Raw genomic sequence first — 17,352 nt, 5'->3', positions numbered from 1 at the left:
CCCTTCTTGGCGAAATGGAAGGGGGACCGGGCGTAGCCCGCGATCACGACGGATTTCATGATGTCGGCAGCTCCTCTGGATTTTCTGTCCGGCGCTTGTCGGTGCCGGATGTGCGTTGGTTGATGGTCGTGACGAGCAGGGTTTCGAGCTCGCGCAATTCATGCAGGGTCATCTGCAGTTCGCCCAGCTGCTGTTCCAGTTCGGCGATGCGGACGCGGCCCTTGTGCAGGGTCTGGGTCATCTGCTCGAGATGGTCGCGATCCACGTAATAGAGGTCCAGCAGCTCGCGGATGTCGCTCAGGGAAAATCCCAGGCGCTTGCCGCGCAGGATCAGCTTGAGCCGCGCCAGGTCGCGCTGGGTATAGACCCGGTTGCCGCCGATGCGCTGCGGCGCCAGCATGCCCTGGTCCTCATAGAAACGGATGGCGCGCGGGGACACGCCCAGATCGGTCGCGAGATCGCCGATCGAGTAGATCGCCTGACCGGAGTCCGCCCCCATCGAGGCCCGGTCGGGCGCGATATGGCACCGTTCATTCGTGCTCATGAAACCCTTGACGTTAACGTCAACCAGCTTCCGTCTACGTAAACAGGAATACGTGCGCCGTCAAGAGGCGGCCTGCGAATCGATAGGGCATGTCCCGCCGGTTTTCTCTTCACTCCAGCGTGATGGGCGAAGATGACGGTAGGCCGATCGAAGAAGAAAGAAAATGCCATTGAAGATTTGAAAGTAAATTGCGGCCTGTTCGATTTATTGCGGTGTGCAAGCTCCGCCCGAAATTCGCACCGACCCGGTCGATCGCCGCGGCTGTCTTGACAGCGGCCGGACCAGCAGCCACGATGCCCGCATGATCATCCCGTGCCGCAAAATCGCGAAGTCGAAAAAATCCCCCTTGCCGGGGACCGACGGACTTCGCCTGCGGTAAGCCGCAGCGCCATAGGATCGATCAGGACCCCGCCGGTTTGGACGGGGTTTTTTCATGCCGATTTCCCGTCTCCGGCTTTCAAGGAGAGGGAATTAGCCCATGCACACCACTCACCCGATACCCCGGGGCATTTGGCTGCCGCTCGTGACGCCGTTCCGCGACGGTCGTCTCGATGAACGCTCGCTGGCGCGCCTGGTGGACTTTTATGCCGGCCAGCCGATCGACGGCTTGATCCTGGGCGCGACCACGGGCGAAGGCCTGACCTTGGACGACGAGGAAGTCGAACGCCTGGTTACGGTGTCCGCCGCCAGCCTCGACCGGGCAGGCCAGCGCCTCCCGCTCTATCTGGGACTGGCCGGCAGCGATACCCGCAAGGTCGTGCGCGATCTGCGACAGAGCGCCGCCTGGCCGGTCGATGGCTATCTGGTCTCGTGCCCGTCCTACACCAGACCATCGCAGGATGGCCTCCATCACCATTTCTCGGCCCTGGCCGACGGTACCGAACGGCCCATCCTGATCTACAACATCCCGTACCGGACCGGCGTCAACATGAGCAACGAGACCATGTTGCGCCTGGCCCGGCACCCCAACATCATCGGCGTCAAGGATTGTTCGGGCGATCCGACCCAGTCCTTCGACCTGCTGCGAAGCCGGCCCGCCGGATTTTCGGTGCTGACCGGCGAGGACGCGCTGTTCTACGGCGCGCTGACCCAAGGCGCCGACGGCGGCATCCTGGCATCCGCGCATGTCGCGCCCCAGGCCTTCGCGGAGATCCGCAACCTGCTGGCCGGCGGCGACCAGCCGGGCGCGCTCGCCGCCTGGTCCCGGCTCGCGGATCTGCCGCGCCTGCTGTTCGCCGAACCCAGCCCGGCGCCGATCAAGCATTGGCTGTGGCGCACCGGACAGATCGACAGCCCCGAGGTGCGCTTGCCCATGACGCCGGTCAGCGCTTCCCTTGCGGGCAGGATCGATCGGGAGATCGAACGCCGGAGAATTCCCGTCCTGGTTTAGCGAACCTGAACGGTTCCGATATCGTCATCGGGAATTGCCGATTTCTGCGCCGGTTCGGCAGGACACCGGGATGATGCCTGTCGTGCTGGGCAGGCAACCGCGAAAGTCGGGTGGGCTGCTGTCTCATAGAGGCGGGCAGTCCACTCGTTCGTGCAGATCGCTTGTTTGGGTGCGCGCTCCCTCTATTGTCCGGTTTCATGCATGGATGATGTTCATGAGCCGAAACAGAGACCGCCGCTGCAATGTCTCGCCTTTCGGCTTTCTCCTAAATATAATTATTTCCGACGATGGACGAGTGCGCCGAATGAAGGGCAGAAATCTGTTCTGCCTTCGAAATTCTATTCTCGCTCTATTAATTATTTTCTTGCAAATTTATTGAAGAAATACTCAAACAAAGTGCGATGTGCATTATATATATTTGCGAAAACGTGTGATATCTTATTAATTAAAGTCACGGGGCAAGCTGCTATATTTTTGCAAGCTGTACTCCGCATGGTATTTCGGGCAAAGATAGTCCCTGTGATACGAGTTCGACGCTTGTCATATCTTTTGCGGTTAATTTGAAGCGCGCGTGTGTCGGCGGCGAGTCATCTGCATAAATCGCGATTTCAATCGTGACGGGACCACCAATTGCTGACGGTCGATGTATTGGGTAGCCTTCGGCAATCGTGGGGATGCCCGCTCCTACGGGATCTGTACTAATCATCCCCGGTTCCAGCAACCAACGCCATTTTGCGATGGCTTCGGTCTCCACAAACTTCACAAATGAAAACATTCCCGCGAACTGCAATTCCATAATTTCAATTAGCGGGAAAAATTCAGATGCGCCCGGCTGCAAGTTAATGAGACCAACATTAGGAATGCGCGGCATTGGGATGTTACAGTCAAAATAAGAGTATTCTCCGTAAATAATTTTTGTTGCAAATATTCCTATGTTGCGTATTGTAGTGGATGAAATATTAACAATTCTGAATTGAAATAAGAAGGCCGATATATATTCTCCGAGCGGCCTCCCTTCTACTCCTATATTGCATCTTTGGGTATAAATAGGGGCTCTGCCGAAGGCGTGGGAATCATCAATAAATTTGATGACAAAAGGGGCGGCGGACAATTTTTTTGGACGAGTCCTGGCAACGAGCGGTTTGGCAGCATGCTCATAGACCAAAAAGACGATAGAAAAGGTGATCACCAGCAGACCACCCCACGTCAGAATCTGCCAGATCCTGGCTGATTCATGAGGGTATGCCAGTGGGAGGGCTGCAGCCGCCAGGGTAACCCCAGAGCCTAAAAAGATCCCGGCAATTGCCGTTTTTTCTTCTGCGCGCATTCTCTTATAATGAGGGAGAAAATTCATCGTGCGCAACCCCGTCGGGGTGTTGCGCGAAGATGTTCAGGCCGACTACCCACGTTAAGCGGCAACTAAAATCTGGCTCAATAGCGTTGATCACTCACACCGCCGGCGGCGCCGCCCGTGCCGCCTCCTCGTCCTGCAGCGCCTTCTTCGACAGTTTGCCGACCTGGGTCTTGGGCAGGCTGTCGCGGAATTCGATCAGCTTCGGCATCTCGATCGGCGACAGCTTGTCCTTCAGGAACGCCTTCAGGGTCGGCTCGTCCAGCTCGCAGTCTGGCCGAAGCACGACGAACGCCTTCACCGTCTGGCCGCGATAGGGGTCGCTCACGCCGATGACGACGCATTCCGCCACGTTCGGGTGGTGGTAGATCGCCTCTTCCACGTTGCGCGGATAGACATTGTAGCCGCCGGCGATGATCAGGTCCTTGATCCGGTCGACCAGGAAGATATAGCCGTCCTCGTCGATATAGCCGACGTCGCCGGTACGCAACCGACCGTCCTTCAGGACCTTGGCGGTCTCCTCCGGGTTATTCCAATAGCCGGCCATGACCTGGGGGCCGCGCACGCAGACCTCGCCGCGCTCGCCCTGCAGCACCGGCTTGTCCGGGTCGTCGAGCGAGAAGATCTCGATGATCGTCTGCGGCATCGGCAGGCCGATCGAGCCGGCCTTGTTGATGCCGGTCAGCGGATTGCTGGTCGCGACCGGCGAGGTTTCGCTGAGGCCGTAGCCTTCGCACACCGTGGCGCCGGTCAACCGCTCGAACTCGGTCTTGACCTCGAGCGGCAAGGGCGCTCCGCCCGACAGGCAATATCGGATCGACGACAGGTCGTACTTGGCGATATCCTTGTGATGGTTGATCGCGGTGTAGAGCGTCGGCACGCCGGGGAACATGGTCGGCTTCTTCTTGTCGATCGTCTGCAGCAGCTGATCCAGGTCGAAGCGCGGCAGCAGGATGATCTCGGACCCGCCGGCGATCGCCAGAGTTTCGGCGACCGTCAACGCGAACACGTGGAAGAACGGCAGGATCGCCATGACCCGCTCGTGGCCGAGCCGCGCGCCCGGAAACCAGCGCAGGCATTGCTCGGCATTGGCGACGATATTGCCGTGGGTCAGCATGGCGCCCTTGGGCGTGCCGGTCGTGCCGCCGGTATATTGCAGCACGGCCACGTCCTTCAGCGGATCGATCTCGATCGGGCGCGGGCCGCCGTCGTTGGCGGTCAGCGTGCGGAATGCCAAATGCCGTTCGTCGCGCGGAAAGCGGGCGATGTCGGCGCGCTTCACCAGCGGATACAGCAGGTTCTTCGGGAACGGCAGGATGTCGCCCATGGCGCAGACGATGATCTTCTTCAGGCCGGTCTGGCCCAGCATCCGCGCGAGCTTCGGATATGTCGCCACATGGTCGAGCGTGACCATGATCTCCGTGCCGGAATCCGCGATCTGATGCTTGATCTCGTGATCGACATAGAGCGGGTTGAAATTGACGCAGGTTCCGCCGGCCTTGAGGATCGCGAACAGGAAGACGACCGAATAGGGCGTGTTGGGCAGGAACAGCCCGACCCGGTCGCCCTTCTTCAACCCCATGTCCTGCAGGCCGCGCGCCGTGCGGTCGACCAGCCGGCCGACCTCGGCATAGGTGAAGCGGCGATCCAGGAAATCGAGGCAGGGCCGATCGGCATAACGCGAGACCGACCGGTCGAGCAGGCTCCAGACCGGACCGATTTCGAACGGGTCCGTCCAGGACACGTCCTTGGGATAGGTGGCGGGCACGGTATAGTCGATGCCGTAGGGTTGCATCCGGTGACATCCCGCTTCAGGGCCGATCCATGGGCGCCGACCCACCGGGGCCGGTCGCAACCGGCGGACCGGCCATCGTTCGAACTCCACCTCCGACCGCGCACGCCGGTCCACTCTCCCTCGGGAGAGGGACCGGCGCGCCGGCGATCAGAACTTCATAGATGCCGACAGCGAAACCAGGTTCGCCGCGATGTTCGACTGGGCCGAGACCGTGTCGAAGATCGGATTGATATCCGTCTGCTTCACGGACGAGCTGTCGATGAACACGTGGAGATAGGCGGCGCTGATCGCGATGCTGTCGGTCAACTGATAGGTGGCGCCGCCCGAGACCCAATAGCGGTTGCCGTCGGGCAGCCGATAGTCCCGATACCGATCCTGGATCGGCGTCTGGTCGAACGCGGTGCCGGCCCGTACGGTCAGGCGATCGTTGACCTTGTAGTCGGCGCCGAGCGACACGAAGCTCGAATCCCGGTAATTCTCCGGATCGATGACCGACGGCTGCTTCGGATTCTCGAAATTGATCTCGAGCGTCTTGAAGCTGCTCCACTGGGTATATTGATAGGACGCGCTGACACTGAGGGCTGGCGTGAACTGGTGGGTGATGCCGATCCAGGCATTGCCCGGCAGGCTGAGATCGGCGGTGGCGCCGGTCTTCTGCAACTCGCCCGTCGTGGCGACCAGGGCCGCGAGGCTGCCCGGCACGGTGAAGTCGGCGCGACCGCTCAACTTCTGATGGATGCCGGAGCGATAGGCGAGGCCGATCGTCGTATCGTCGCCCCAAGGCTTCAGCTGAATGCCGACGTTGTAGCCGACGCCCCACGAGGTGCCGACCACGTCCGAGCGCCCGTCGGCGGTCTGCGACATCGCGGCGCCGAGTGTGCTGGTATGGAAGATGGCGTCGAGCTGGCTGCCGACGATGCCGCCCAGGTCGAGCGCGTTGGTCAGCTTGGCCTTGACCTTCTCGACCGTGACGCCGCCACCGAGCGAGATCCAGTCGTTGACCTTGTAGGCGACGTTCGGATTGATATCGAGCGACTCGATCTCGGATTCCAGCGCCTGATAGCGCACGGCCGAGGTGCCGCTGTAGCTGGTGATCAGCCCGAACGGGACCGTCATCGCAAGGCCGATGCGCCAATCGTCGGTCGGGGCCCACAGCAGGTAGGCCGACGGGATGACCTTGGCCTGGGTCGGATCGCGCTCGTCGCTGTCGGTAATGCCCGCGCCGTAAATGTTGTGGCCCTGGACGTTGCTGAGATGGCCGGATGGATCGATCAGCGTGGCGGCGGCACCCTGCTGGATGCCGGTGAAGGCGGTCATGCCAGCAGGATTGTTGTAGATCGTCGAGAGATCGTAATTGCCGGACACGGCGCCCGCATAGGATTCGCCGGTGCCGACCGCGGAATTTTCACGAAGTCCGAAACCGGACGCCTGACCGTCGGTAGTCGTACAGACTGTCGCGACGGCGCCGATGGCGACGACGAGTGCGGGTTTTACAAACTTCATGGCGTCGCTTCTCCCAACCAATTTTTTATCTCCGGACTCGCCTTCGACGGAGACTTGCGTGCGGGACGCCGATATCCGTCGCTGGACAGCCGGGATTTGCCGAGTTGTCGCCGCGGCCCGCCGGGAATGGCGCGCCGCGTTGCACGACAGTTTTACGAACTTGCTGTCGGGCACCCTAGAGGAAGAGCCGGACCATCGCCAAGAGGCAGAAGAAAGTTTTTGCATTCCCGTGCGCCTCGACCATGCGACAAAGAAGCTTTTTGCTGTTGCTTGCGATTTGTTGGTGAAAACTGCGGCCGGCTCCCGAAAGCGCCTCTCGCTTGCAGGTTGGACGCGCCGGTCGGGAGGGTCTAGTCTCCCCGCCTGTTCCGTATGCTGGATCCGGATCCCCTCGGGGATCCGGGCGAAGAGGGAAAATGGGCGCTTCATCGACGTCACCGATTTCGCTCGCTGCCGTGCCGAGCGAGGCGGAGCGGATCCTGGCCCTGCAGCGCGCGGCGGTCGCCGAACATGGTGCGCCCTCTCTGGCCGAGCGCATCCTCGCACTCGACGCGCTGCTGGGCTTGATCAAGAAACATCGCCAGAGCCTGGTCGAAACCGTGTCGCTGGACTTCGGTACCCGGGCGGCTGCAGAGACAGAGCTCGGCGAATTGATGCCGCTGGTCGCCGGGATCAAGCATGTCCGCCGCCATCTCGGCCGGTGGATGAAGCCGCAGCGCCGCCGCCCCGGCCTGGCATTCCGGCCGGCCAGCGCGCGCGTCGCCTATCAGCCGCTGGGCGTCGTCGGCGTCATGGCGCCCTGGAACTATCCGCTGTTCCTGACCCTCGGGCCGCTGATCGACGCGCTCGCCGCCGGCAACCGGGTCATGTTGAAGCCGTCTGAGCTCACGCCGCGCACGGCCGCGCTGCTGAAGAACCTGCTGGCGGAGCGGTTCGAAGAAGATCAGGTCGCGGTCGTGACCGGCGGTCCGGACGTGGCGGCGCAGTTTTCGACACTCGATTTCGATCACCTGCTGTTCACCGGATCGAGCAAGGTCGGTCGCCAGGTGATGGCGGCGGCGGCGGCGCACCTGACGCCGGTGACGCTCGAACTGGGCGGCAAGTCGCCGGTCCTCGTCTGTCGCGACTATCCGCTGAAGAAGGCGGCGCGGACCATCGCGATCGGCAAGTTCTTCAATGCCGGCCAGACCTGCGTGGCGCCGGACTACGCCCTGGTGCCGACCGACCTGGCCGACGCCTTCGCCGACGCGGTGATCGAGGCTGCGGCCGAACTCTATCCGGCCATCGCGGGCAATGCCGACTACACCAGCATCATCTCCGGCCGTCATTATCAGCGCCTGTCCGGCATGATCGAGGAGGCGCGGGGCGGCGGTGCCCGTGTCGTGCAGCACACCGACCCCGGTGCCGCGGCCGAGCGCAAGATCGGGCCGACCGTGCTGGTGCGTGCCCGGGAAGACTCGGCGGCGCTTCGAGAAGAAATCTTCGGACCGATCCTGCCGATCGTGACCTACGACGATCTGGATCACGCCATCCGGCTGATCAATGCCCGGCCGAAACCGCTGGCGCTCTATTGTTTCTCGACCGACAGCGCCAAGGTCGAAGGCGTGCTCCAGCGCACGCGTTCGGGCGGGGCTACGATCAACGGCACCCTGCTGCACGTCACCCAGGCGGATCTGCCGTTCGGCGGCGTCGGCGAAAGCGGCATGGGCGCCTACCATGGCCGCGAGGGTTTCCTGCGCCTGTCCCACGCGCGCGCCACCCTGGAATTGGGCCGGTTCAATATGTCCGACCGGATCGCAGCGCCCTACGGCAAGCTGACGCGGGCGGTGACGCGGCTGCTGCTCGGCAAATAGGCGGCGAAGCGCGCGCGGTAATCCTCGGCGGTGATGCCCAGGCTGCGCTGGAAGGCCCGGCGCAGACGCTCGTCGTCGCCGAAGCCGCTCAGATGGGCGATGGTCGCGATCGGCAGGCGGGCGGTCACCAGCAGGCGCTTGGCCGCCTCGATGCGCAGCAGTTCTACCGCCTTGGCCGGCGTGCGGCCGGTCGCGGCCGGATAAGTGCGGATGAAGCTGCGCACACTCATGCCGGCCTGCTCGGCCAATTGGTCGACCCGCAGATCACCGGCGAGATTCTCCGCCATCCAGGCATGCAGCCGGTCGAACCGCCCGGCGCCGTCGGCCTGTTGGGCGGCGAGCGCCGCGCTGAACTGCGCCTGGCCGCCGGGCCGCTTCAGGAATACCACGAGGCGTCGCGCGACCCCGATCGCCATGGCATGGCCCAGGTCCACCTCGACCAACGCCAGCGCCAGGTCGATGCCGGCGCTGACCCCGGCCGAGGTCCAGAGCGGGCCGTCCTGCAGGAAGATCGGATCGACCTCGACGGTCGTGTCCGGATGGCGGCGGGCGAGGTCGGCGCAATGGCGCCAATGGGTGACCGCGCGGCGGCCGTCCAGCAGGCCGGCAGCACCAGCGAGGAACGCACCGATGCATACGGCGGCGATGCGGCGCGATCGCCTTGCCCGCATGGCGATGTGTCGCGTCAAGTCGCCGGCGTCGATCTGGCTCCAGATGCCGGGTCCGCCGGGGATCAGCAGCGTATCGATCGGGCCATCGTCGTCGCCCGATTTCATCGTATTGACGCCGAAGCCGATGTCGGTCGGCACGATCCCCCCGGTCAGCGAGGCGAGCTCGATGCGATAGGGTTCCGGCTGGCCGGCCTCGCGGGCGAGCTCATTCGCCTGCTCGAACACCTGGGCCGGGCCGCCGAAATCGAGCAGCAGCACATCGGGATAGACCAGCATCAGAATGCGGCGCGGGGCCTCGCCGGCCGTGGCGTGAAACGAGGACATAATGTCCTTTATACCAAAGCGGCCCCGAGCGAAAGTCCTGGCACCCTAGACCGGACAGGAATGCAGCATGACATCACTCGACGCGCAGACGACCGCGCTCATCATCGTCGACGTGCAGAAGGCTTTCGATGCGTGGGACGCTCAGGGCGTCAGGCGCAACAATCCGGACGCGCTCGCACGGATCGTGGAATTGCTCGCCCTGTTCCGCAACCGGCCGGCACCGATCTTCCATATCCGTCATGCCGGGCAGACGCTGGCCAGCCGGTTCCATCCCGATCTGCCGGGCCACCAGGTCAAGGACGAGGTCCGGGAACGGCAGGACGAGCCGGTGCTGATCAAATCCGTCAACAGCGCCTTCATCGGCACCGATCTCGAGGCACGGCTGCGGGCGGGCGGCATCCGGTCCCTCGTGATCGTCGGCGCCACGACGAACCATTGTGTGGAGACCACGACGCGGATGGCCGGAAATCTGGGTTTCGATGCCAAGCTGGTCCGGGATGCCACCTGGACCTATGACCGCACCGGGCCGGACGGCGATCATCATGCGGCCGAGGAAATCCACGCGATGACCCTCGCCAACCTGAGCGAGGAGTTCGCGGAAATCGTGACCGCCGCCGAGATCGCGGCGCGACTGGGCGGACGATAGGCGGGCGGCTCACGAAGCGGGCGTTACGCCGCGGTGAACCCCCCGTCGATGGCGAATTCCGCGCCGGTGACGAAGCGGGCCTCGTCGGAGGCGAGATACAGCGCCATGGCGGCCACTTCTTCCGGCTGGCCGAAGCGGCCGAGCGGGACGGTGCCTTGCAGCCCGGCGCGGAACTTGTCCGGGTTGCGCGTGGTCGCCACGATGTCGTCGAGCATCGGCGTCTGGAAGAATACCGGATGGATCGAGTTGCAGCGGATCTGGTCGCCCTTGCGGGCCAGCTCGATCGCGACGGTCTTGGTCAGCGCGCGGACCGCGCCCTTGCTGGCGCTGTAGGCCGCCATCATCGGGGCGGCGGTGATGCCGGCGACCGACGAGATGTTGATGATCGCTCCGCCGCCCGAAGCGCGCAGATGGGGAATCCCATGCTTGCAGCCGAGGAACGTACCTTCGACATTGACCGAGTTGACGAAGCGCCATTCCTCGAGCGTGGTCTCCTCGATCGAGCGGGACGCGACCACGCCGGCGTTGTTGACCAGCACGTCGAGCCGACCCATCGCGCGCACCGCGGCGCCGAGCGCCACGGTCCATTGCGTCTCGTCGGTCACGTCGAGCGGAATGTAGAAGCCGCTGCCCAGCAGGGCTGCGACGGCGCGCCCTGCCGCCTCATTGCGGTCGGCAACGGCGATCTGTGCGCCCTCGGCGGCGAAGGCCAGCGCCATCGCCTTGCCGAGGCCCGAGGCGGCGCCGGTGATGAAGCAGCATTTGCCGGCGAGGCGCCGGCCGGTCACGGCGATCTCGTCGGTCATGCGGTCGGCAGCTTGTAATCGGCGAAATCCTGGCGCAACTGGGTCTTCAGCAGCTTGCCGGTCGCGGTGTGGGGCAGTTGGTCGACCAGCGCGATATCGTCCGGCAACCACCATTTGGCGACCCTGTCGGCGAGGAAGCTCATCATCGCCGCCTTGTCGATGGTGCGGCCCGGCTTCGGCACCAGGATCAGCAGCGGCCGCTCGTCCCAGCGCGGATGGGGCAGCCCGATTACGGCGGCCTCGGCCACGTCCGGATGGCCGACCGCGGCATTTTCCAGGTCGATCGAGCTGATCCATTCGCCGCCCGACTTGATCACGTCCTTGCTGCGGTCGGTGATGCGGACATAGCCGTCCGGATCGATCGCGCAAACGTCGCCGGTCTTGAACCAGCCCTCGGCATCGAACGCCTCGGCGCTGGCCGCCTCGTCATTGTAATAGCCGCTGACGACCCAAGGGCCGCGCACATAGAGGTTGCCGATCGCGACGCCATCATGGGGCAGGCGTTGACCGTCCTCGCCCGTGATCTTGAGGTCGACCATGAAAGAGGGCCGGCCCTGGCTGCACAATACGCGGGTGATTTCCTCGGGCGCGGCTGTGGCATGCTTCGATTTCAGCGTCGCTGCGGTGCCGAGCGGGCTCATCTCGGTCATGCCCCAGGCATGCAGCGCCCGGATGCCGTGCTTCTTGTCGAACGCCTCGATCATGCTGGGCGGGGCGGCCGAGCCGCCGACCACGACACGCTTCACGCTAGAAAAGCCCTTGCCGGTCTCTTCGGCATATTTCAAGGCGCCCAGCCAGATCGTCGGCACCCCCAGCGAAAAGGTGACGCGTTCCTGCTCGAACAGGGTGCACAGGCTCTCGCCGTCGAGATAGGGGCCGGGCAGCACCAGCTTGGCGCCGGCGAGCGGGCAGGAATAAGGGATGCCCCAGGCGTTGACATGGAACATCGGCACGACCGGCAGCACGCTGTCGGCGGCGCCGATGCCCAGCATGTCGGCGGCGCAGGCGGCGAACGCATGCAGCAGGGTCGAGCGATGGGTGTAGAGTGCGCCCTTGGGATTGCCCGTGGTACCCGAGGTGTAGCAGAGCGACGACGCGCTCTGCTCGTCGAACCGCGGCCATTCGAACTCGGCGGACTCCGCGTCGATCAATTCCTCGTAGCAGAGCGCGTTCGGCAGGCTGGTATCCGGCATCAGCGCCTTGGGCGCCATGATGACGTAATGCCGGACCGTGGTCAGCAACGGCGCCAGCTTCTCGACCAGCCCTACGAAGCTCGGCTCGATGAACAGGATCCGGTCGGCGGCGTGGTTGATGATGTAACGCAGCTGGTCCGGGAACAGGCGCGGATTGATGGTGTGCAGCACCCGGCCGGTGCCCGAGATGCCGTAGTAGAGCTCGAAATGCCGATGACTGTTCCAGGCGAGCGTGCCGATCCGGTCGCCCGGTTCCGCGCCCAGCCGCGCGATCGCCTGGCCGATCTGCTTCGCCCGATCGGCGGCGGCCGCATAATCATAGCGGAAAACGCTGCGATCCGCCTCGCGGGACACGATTTCCGTATCGCCGTGAAACCGCGCCGCATGCTCGATCAAGCTCGAGATCAATAGCGGCTGGTCCATCATCATGCCCAGCATCGTGCCCTGGTCTCCCGTTGCCGCTTCCCCGTCGGGCCGACCGGCATCGTGCCCATGTGCCGATCTGTTCCCGTACCCTATCGTTATCGGAAGCGCCGGCGGGTGGCAATCTTGGCAGGGACGTTACATGGCCCCATCGGGCGGCAGGGTGCCCAGCAGGCTGGCGGCCGCGAGAACCGCCAGGCCCAATGCCTGCTCCAGCATCACGAGCCGGCCGATGGCAGCGTACCTTGCGCTGGGCATCAGGATCAGGCGGTTGACCAGTGCCGCCGCGATCATGATCGCGACCAGCAGCAGCTTGACCGCCAATGTGCGACCCCAGGCGGTCGCCAGCGACGGGATCGGCGAGCCGGCGATCATCGTGGCATTGGCGATGCCGGTAACGAGGATCAGCCCGACCGCGATGATGCCGACGGTCGAGAAGCGATGCAGTGCGTCGGCGCGGACCTCGACCGCCGGCCGCTCGGCCAGCAGGCGCGCCAGCGGCAGCAGGCCGCCCAGCCAGGCGCCGACGGCCAGCAGGTGGATGGCGTGATCGGCCTGGTGCAACGCGCCGCGCAGGCCCGTGTCCATCGCCGCATGGCCGGTCAGGCCCAGGCTGCCGGCGAGCATGGCGGAGACGGCGATCAGCAGCCCGTCGCGCGCCGGCCCCCGCTCCATGGTCGCGATCGGCAGCAGGCTGGCCGCGAGCAGCAGGCGCCACATCCACAGCTTGCCGAAGCCGGTCTGGAACAGCACGCAGCCGATCATGTCGGCGTCGGTCGCCCCGCTCCAGTCGCCGCAGAAATGCGCGGATTCGACCAGCAGCCAGATCACGCCGGAACCCAGCAGCGTGATGCTCATCAACGCCACCGGCCCGCCCAGCTTGGGCGCGACCAGGGCGCGGGCCGCGCCGCCGGCATAGAGGCCGAACAGCGCGGTTCCGAACAGACCGAAGACCGCCCAGAAATGGACGAACCGGACCACCAGCAGGGCGGCTTCGGGGGACATCAGGGCTGGACCGTGAAGTCGAAGCCGCCCTGCGTCCGGTGGGTATCGACCGAGACGACGGCCCAGGCGACATGGTAGCGGCCGGGCGCGAGCGGCGCCGACGGATGCAGTTCCAAGACCTTGGCATCGGCCGGGTCCGGGGCGGCCTTGGGGGCTGCGATCGGCTTGCCGGCAGCGTCGGTCACGGTGATCGAAGAGAAGCGCGGCTCGAGCGCCTCGGTGAAGCCCAGCCGGATCTCGTCGGGCGTGGCCACCGTGCTGCCGGCCGACGGGGCCGCGGTCTCCAGCATGGCATGGGCGAAGGCCTGGCCGCTGAACGCCAGCAGCAAGCCCAGGACGAACGCCAGCACGCGGATGCGATGGGTCATGGCCATATCCTCAGAAGACCGGCTTGCCGATGGAGCTCGGGAACAGGTCGTCCAGATAGAAATGCAGTTGGGCGATCATGCCGGTGCGCGTGCCGCTCGCCTTGTTCGCCGGGATCAGCGCCTCCACCCCGATCTGGTACGAGCCGCCTTCGTAGAGGAAGCCGGGCGCGATCGTGCCGGTCGTGGTGGCACCGTAGCCGGCGGTGGCCGGCGTCGCATAGGCGAACTCGACCAGCGGGATCAGGTGGTTGACGACGTCGGGCAAGCCATAGTCCTTCACCTGGGTCTGCAGGTAATGCATGTCGTACTGCACCGAGAAGCCGATGTTCCAGAAATTCGGATTGTGGCTCGGACCATCCGGCGTGTGGGCGGTCGGCACGTCGGCGAACTGGTAGCCCAACTCGCCGGTCAGCGCGAACGGACGCAGCAGGCCGACGCCGGCCGGCAGGTCGCCGAAGCCCTTGCCGGCATACAGCGTCGGCTGGGTCCAGCCGGTCGCGTCCTCGCCGACACGCAGCGCGCCGGTGCCGCCCCATTCGCGCTGGATGCCGGCCGACATCATGACCTCGTGCGCGTCGTTCTCGAAGAACTGGTACTTGAGCGTCGTGACCAGGTCGTTCCAGCCGTAGAGGCTGTTGCTGCCCTGCTGGTGGATGACGGAATAGCCGTCGTTGATCGCGATGCCCAGATGCTCGGTGATCGTCTTATCCCACTCCGCACCGTAGCCATAGCTGCGGGTCTCGGGACTGCCGGCGCTACTGCTCTGCGGCTGATAGGTGAAGGTGGGCAGCGACAGCTCGTCGCCGACGGCCGGGTCGTCGATGCTGAGCGTGGCGGGAAACAGGCGGTCGCCGGCGATGCCATGGGCATGGACGGGCGCCGGAATGGCGGCGGAGAGAGCGAGGCCGGTGCCGCAAAGGGCAGCGGCCGCGCGGATCGGGCGCGACATGGTTCATCCTTGGAGATCGAGTTTCTAGGCCCGGCCCCGAAGGGTCGGACGGAACGGTCAGAGGCTCGAAATTCCAGGGGGCGCGCGGGGTTGATGGGCCCGGGCGACGAGCCGGAGCGGCTGCCCGTGCGGGACGGTCGGGACGAAGGCCACGCCCTGGACGCCTGGGACCGGCAGGGCGGGCAGGGTGGGCGGCACCAGACCGCCGGCGCCGTGGAACGCCTGGCAGACCGGGCAATCCGCGCAATGCGGGCACGGTGCCTGATGGTCGTCGTAGGCCGGCGCCGTGCTGTCGTCGTCCTGGCATAGGACGTACCCGCCGGAGAACAGCGCCGCATCGGCCGGCAAGGCTGACAGCGTGGGCATCGCCATGGCCGGCTGCGGCAACAGCAACACGAGGCTCTGGCACAGCAAGGCGAAAATGGCGAGCACGAGGCCGAGCGGCCGGATCTGGCCACCTCGCGTCCGTCTCCGCCCTTGTCCGCGCCGACGCGCCATCCTGTCCTCGTCCCGATGCGGGCCGGACCTTGCCATATCGGAAGCTTCCACGCACCCGACAGTTTCGCAGGCGCATTGTCGCAGCGGGGAATGGCTGGGGCGGATGGTCGGCGATCAGTCGACTTCGATATGGCACTCCGCGAGCGCAGCGGATCGGCCATCCGACACGACGATCCGATCTCCTTGAATCTTGGCGACAACCAGTCCCAATTTCTGCGCGCTCTGCTCGATCTGCCAGCGCCAGCCTTCGATGTCGGTGTGATAGGACACGCCGTGGAGCAACAAACCATCGGGCAAGCGAATTCGACAGGCTTCCGAGGTAATGCCACCACCAGTTGGATAGGGCGGCGTGAACTTCTCGACCAATGTGGAAAACTGTTTCCGGAATTTTTGCTTTCCAGCGTTGGAGAAATAAAGAGTTTCTATTTTGGGGTTTTGTTTTAATCCTGGAAGGGGTCGAGCTTTTATATTAATATTTTCTGGGTGTTCTTTGGAATTCTCTGACATGAGATTGCTCACTCTTTTAAGGCCGGGGCTACGATAAATCTGAAATTACTCAATCCAGCCGAACTAAATGCGTTTGTGTAGTGACTTGCAAGTTCCAGACTATTTGTGTAGTATATTACGCCTCCTGGAAAATTGTTACAATATCTCGATGCTTGGGCTACCATCGATTGCTGTTCTTCTTCCGCCCAGAATTTTGTGTTTATAGAATTTTTGGATTTCTAACTGATAATTCCCAATTATCAACATATTTTGCTTCTATCGCTGTATTCTCATCATTAATAGTGACTACCTTATCCGCGACTCGAACAGAAGGCTTGCCATTTTCTATTACGGTGAACTCACGAGGCAGTGTCGGTTGATTTTTATAGAGATATTGGATTCCCTGTTCATATGACCGAGCTAAATCTATTGCACGTCGCCCTCTAATAATAATCGGATCGATAATTTCAAAATATAGTTTTGGATCTAACGAAGTATTTTCGGGATTGGGTTTTCCTGGATCGATGCCTAAAGCGCTTGTATTTGGTATTTTGGGCTGACGTGCCACTGTTCGAATGGCGGCCTGCACCTCCGCGACGTCCTCGTCGCTCGGCAGCCAGTCGCTGGGACGCAGGGCGTCGAGCAGCGGATTATTCGGATCAGTCTGCCTCAGCCGTTGGGTCGCTTGACCGTATTGATAATAGGTTTCCGCCAGGTCCTCATCGTCCATCAAGCGACCGCGTCGGACCGGATCCGGTACGGAGAGGATTGCCGCCTGCAGACGGGGCGGCATTGCATCGAAGCTGTCGATGCGCTCTTCCCCTGGCGTCTCCTCCGTCTTCTCTGGGTCGCTTACCAAAGTGATTTTTGGCAGGGCGGCGGAGGCCTCTTCGGTCGCCCATTGCCCCTCGCGGCGCGGCTGCGTCGGCCAGGTTGGATTGAACTTCGCGAGCCCCTGCGGCAGCGGGGCCACCGGCCCGGCGGTGGTGAGCGCGTCGCCGCCGGCGACTGGGTCGAGGCCCAGCTCCGCCCGCACCTCGTTGCGCGTCTTGATGCCGGCCCCGACATAGCCTGCCGCGATCGTCGCCTGGGTCGCAGGATCCGGCGCGGTCCGATCGGTCCAGGCGAACTCCAGGTCCGCGCAGCCCAGTACCTGGCCGATCACCCGGTCGATCACGCCCTTCAGCCAGACCTGCAGCCCCTCCGCCGTCGCCGTGCCCTGGGCCGTCTCCGCCGTCGCCCGGTTGGTCTGTTTCGAAAATGCCGTGGGCGGGATCGAGAAGGCGAAGCACACCACCCGGGCCAGCCATTCGTCGAACTCGTCCTTCAATGGCACGTCGCGGATCGGCTGGTATTTGAGGCCACCCGGCACGAAGCGGGTATGGCGTCGGGCCGCCAGATTGCCCTCGAGCAGCGCGTCCCAGTACTCCTGGAACTGGCGGATCTGGTCCGGGGTCCATTGCTCCGGCACGCCGATCAGTGCTTCCGGCGTGTTGCCCTCGGTGAAATAGTTGAGCTGGCTGACCTGGCGCCGCAGCCCGATGTTG

16 protein-coding genes are annotated in these 17,352 nt (G+C 63.8%); 3 read left to right on the top strand and 13 right to left on the bottom strand.

The window, feature by feature from the left end; translation table 11 throughout:
• Positions 1–55: 55 nt before the first annotated feature.
• The gene (locus VGV37_RS04390) at positions 56–544 is read right to left on the bottom strand and encodes a MerR family DNA-binding transcriptional regulator (RefSeq protein WP_326878405.1); all 489 of its coding nucleotides are present in this window, start codon (positions 542–544) and stop codon (positions 56–58) included.
• A 478-nt stretch (positions 545–1,022) separates the two neighbouring features.
• Between VGV37_RS04390 and dapA the strand changes: the two genes are divergently transcribed.
• Positions 1,023–1,934 (top strand): 4-hydroxy-tetrahydrodipicolinate synthase, encoded by a 912-nt coding sequence (gene dapA, locus VGV37_RS04385; RefSeq protein ID WP_326878404.1) that lies wholly within the window; start codon positions 1,023–1,025, stop codon positions 1,932–1,934.
• Between the two features lie 466 nt (positions 1,935–2,400).
• Here dapA and VGV37_RS04380 read toward each other — a convergent pair whose 3' ends face one another.
• The 3 genes from VGV37_RS04380 to VGV37_RS04370 all read right to left on the bottom strand — a co-directional run bounded on the left by VGV37_RS04380 (position 2,401) and on the right by VGV37_RS04370 (position 6,583).
• A complete protein-coding gene (locus VGV37_RS04380; protein WP_326878403.1) occupies positions 2,401–3,288 on the bottom strand; it encodes a hypothetical protein in 888 nt (295 codons plus the stop codon).
• 94 nt (positions 3,289–3,382) lie between these two features.
• Positions 3,383–5,080: a long-chain fatty acid--CoA ligase gene (locus tag VGV37_RS04375; RefSeq protein WP_326878402.1), complete on the bottom strand. Its 1,698-nt coding sequence runs from the start codon at positions 5,078–5,080 to the stop codon at positions 3,383–3,385.
• Positions 5,081–5,227: 147 nt separating this feature from the next.
• Entirely contained in the window at positions 5,228–6,583 is a 1,356-nt protein-coding gene (locus tag VGV37_RS04370) for an OmpP1/FadL family transporter (RefSeq protein WP_326878401.1), read from the bottom strand.
• Between the two features lie 416 nt (positions 6,584–6,999).
• Here VGV37_RS04370 and VGV37_RS04365 point away from each other — a divergent pair, with 416 nt between their 5' ends.
• Entirely contained in the window at positions 7,000–8,436 is a 1,437-nt protein-coding gene (locus tag VGV37_RS04365; RefSeq protein ID WP_326878400.1) for a coniferyl aldehyde dehydrogenase, read from the top strand.
• Here VGV37_RS04365 and VGV37_RS04360 read toward each other — a convergent pair.
• Positions 8,388–9,431, bottom strand: a complete 1,044-nt coding sequence (locus VGV37_RS04360; protein WP_326878399.1) for a GlxA family transcriptional regulator — start codon at positions 9,429–9,431, stop codon at positions 8,388–8,390. The two genes, VGV37_RS04365 and VGV37_RS04360, sit on opposite strands and share 49 nt — an antisense overlap.
• 67 nt (positions 9,432–9,498) lie before the next feature.
• Here VGV37_RS04360 and VGV37_RS04355 point away from each other — a divergent pair, with 67 nt between their 5' ends.
• Positions 9,499–10,077, top strand: a complete 579-nt coding sequence (locus tag VGV37_RS04355; RefSeq protein ID WP_326878398.1) for a cysteine hydrolase family protein — start codon at positions 9,499–9,501, stop codon at positions 10,075–10,077.
• 23 nt (positions 10,078–10,100) lie between these two features.
• On the opposite strand, the gene VGV37_RS04350 is transcribed toward VGV37_RS04355, so the two are convergent.
• From VGV37_RS04350 to VGV37_RS04315, 8 genes are all read right to left on the bottom strand, one after another.
• A complete protein-coding gene (locus VGV37_RS04350) occupies positions 10,101–10,883 on the bottom strand; it encodes a glucose 1-dehydrogenase (protein ID WP_326878397.1) in 783 nt (260 codons plus the stop codon).
• Positions 10,880–12,514: a 3-(methylthio)propionyl-CoA ligase gene (locus VGV37_RS04345; protein ID WP_326878396.1), complete on the bottom strand. Its 1,635-nt coding sequence runs from the start codon at positions 12,512–12,514 to the stop codon at positions 10,880–10,882. The genes VGV37_RS04350 and VGV37_RS04345 overlap by 4 nt, the downstream gene beginning before the upstream one ends.
• Positions 12,515–12,637: 123 nt before the next feature.
• Positions 12,638–13,504 (bottom strand): copper homeostasis membrane protein CopD, encoded by an 867-nt coding sequence (gene copD / locus VGV37_RS04340; protein WP_326878395.1) that lies wholly within the window; start codon positions 13,502–13,504, stop codon positions 12,638–12,640.
• Positions 13,504–13,872: a copper homeostasis periplasmic binding protein CopC gene (gene copC, locus VGV37_RS04335; RefSeq protein ID WP_326878394.1), complete on the bottom strand. Its 369-nt coding sequence runs from the start codon at positions 13,870–13,872 to the stop codon at positions 13,504–13,506. The genes copD and copC overlap by 1 nt, the downstream gene beginning before the upstream one ends.
• 10 nt (positions 13,873–13,882) lie before the next feature.
• Positions 13,883–14,821, bottom strand: a complete 939-nt coding sequence (locus tag VGV37_RS04330; RefSeq protein WP_326878393.1) for a hypothetical protein — start codon at positions 14,819–14,821, stop codon at positions 13,883–13,885.
• Between the two features lie 57 nt (positions 14,822–14,878).
• On the bottom strand, positions 14,879–15,319 hold the full coding sequence (locus VGV37_RS04325) for a DUF2946 family protein (RefSeq protein WP_326878392.1): 441 nt from the start codon (positions 15,317–15,319) through the stop codon (positions 14,879–14,881).
• Positions 15,320–15,433: 114 nt separating this feature from the next.
• A complete protein-coding gene (locus VGV37_RS04320; protein WP_326878391.1) occupies positions 15,434–15,826 on the bottom strand; it encodes a hypothetical protein in 393 nt (130 codons plus the stop codon).
• A gap of 199 nt (positions 15,827–16,025) precedes the next feature.
• Positions 16,026–17,352: phage portal protein (locus tag VGV37_RS04315; protein WP_326878390.1), on the bottom strand; the 1,327-nt coding region annotated here is incomplete at its 5' end.

Source organism: Aliidongia sp., assembly GCF_035943795.1.
GTDB lineage: Bacteria > Pseudomonadota > Alphaproteobacteria > ATCC43930 > CGMCC-115725 > Aliidongia.
This window is presented reverse-complemented; position numbering and strand designations above follow the sequence as displayed.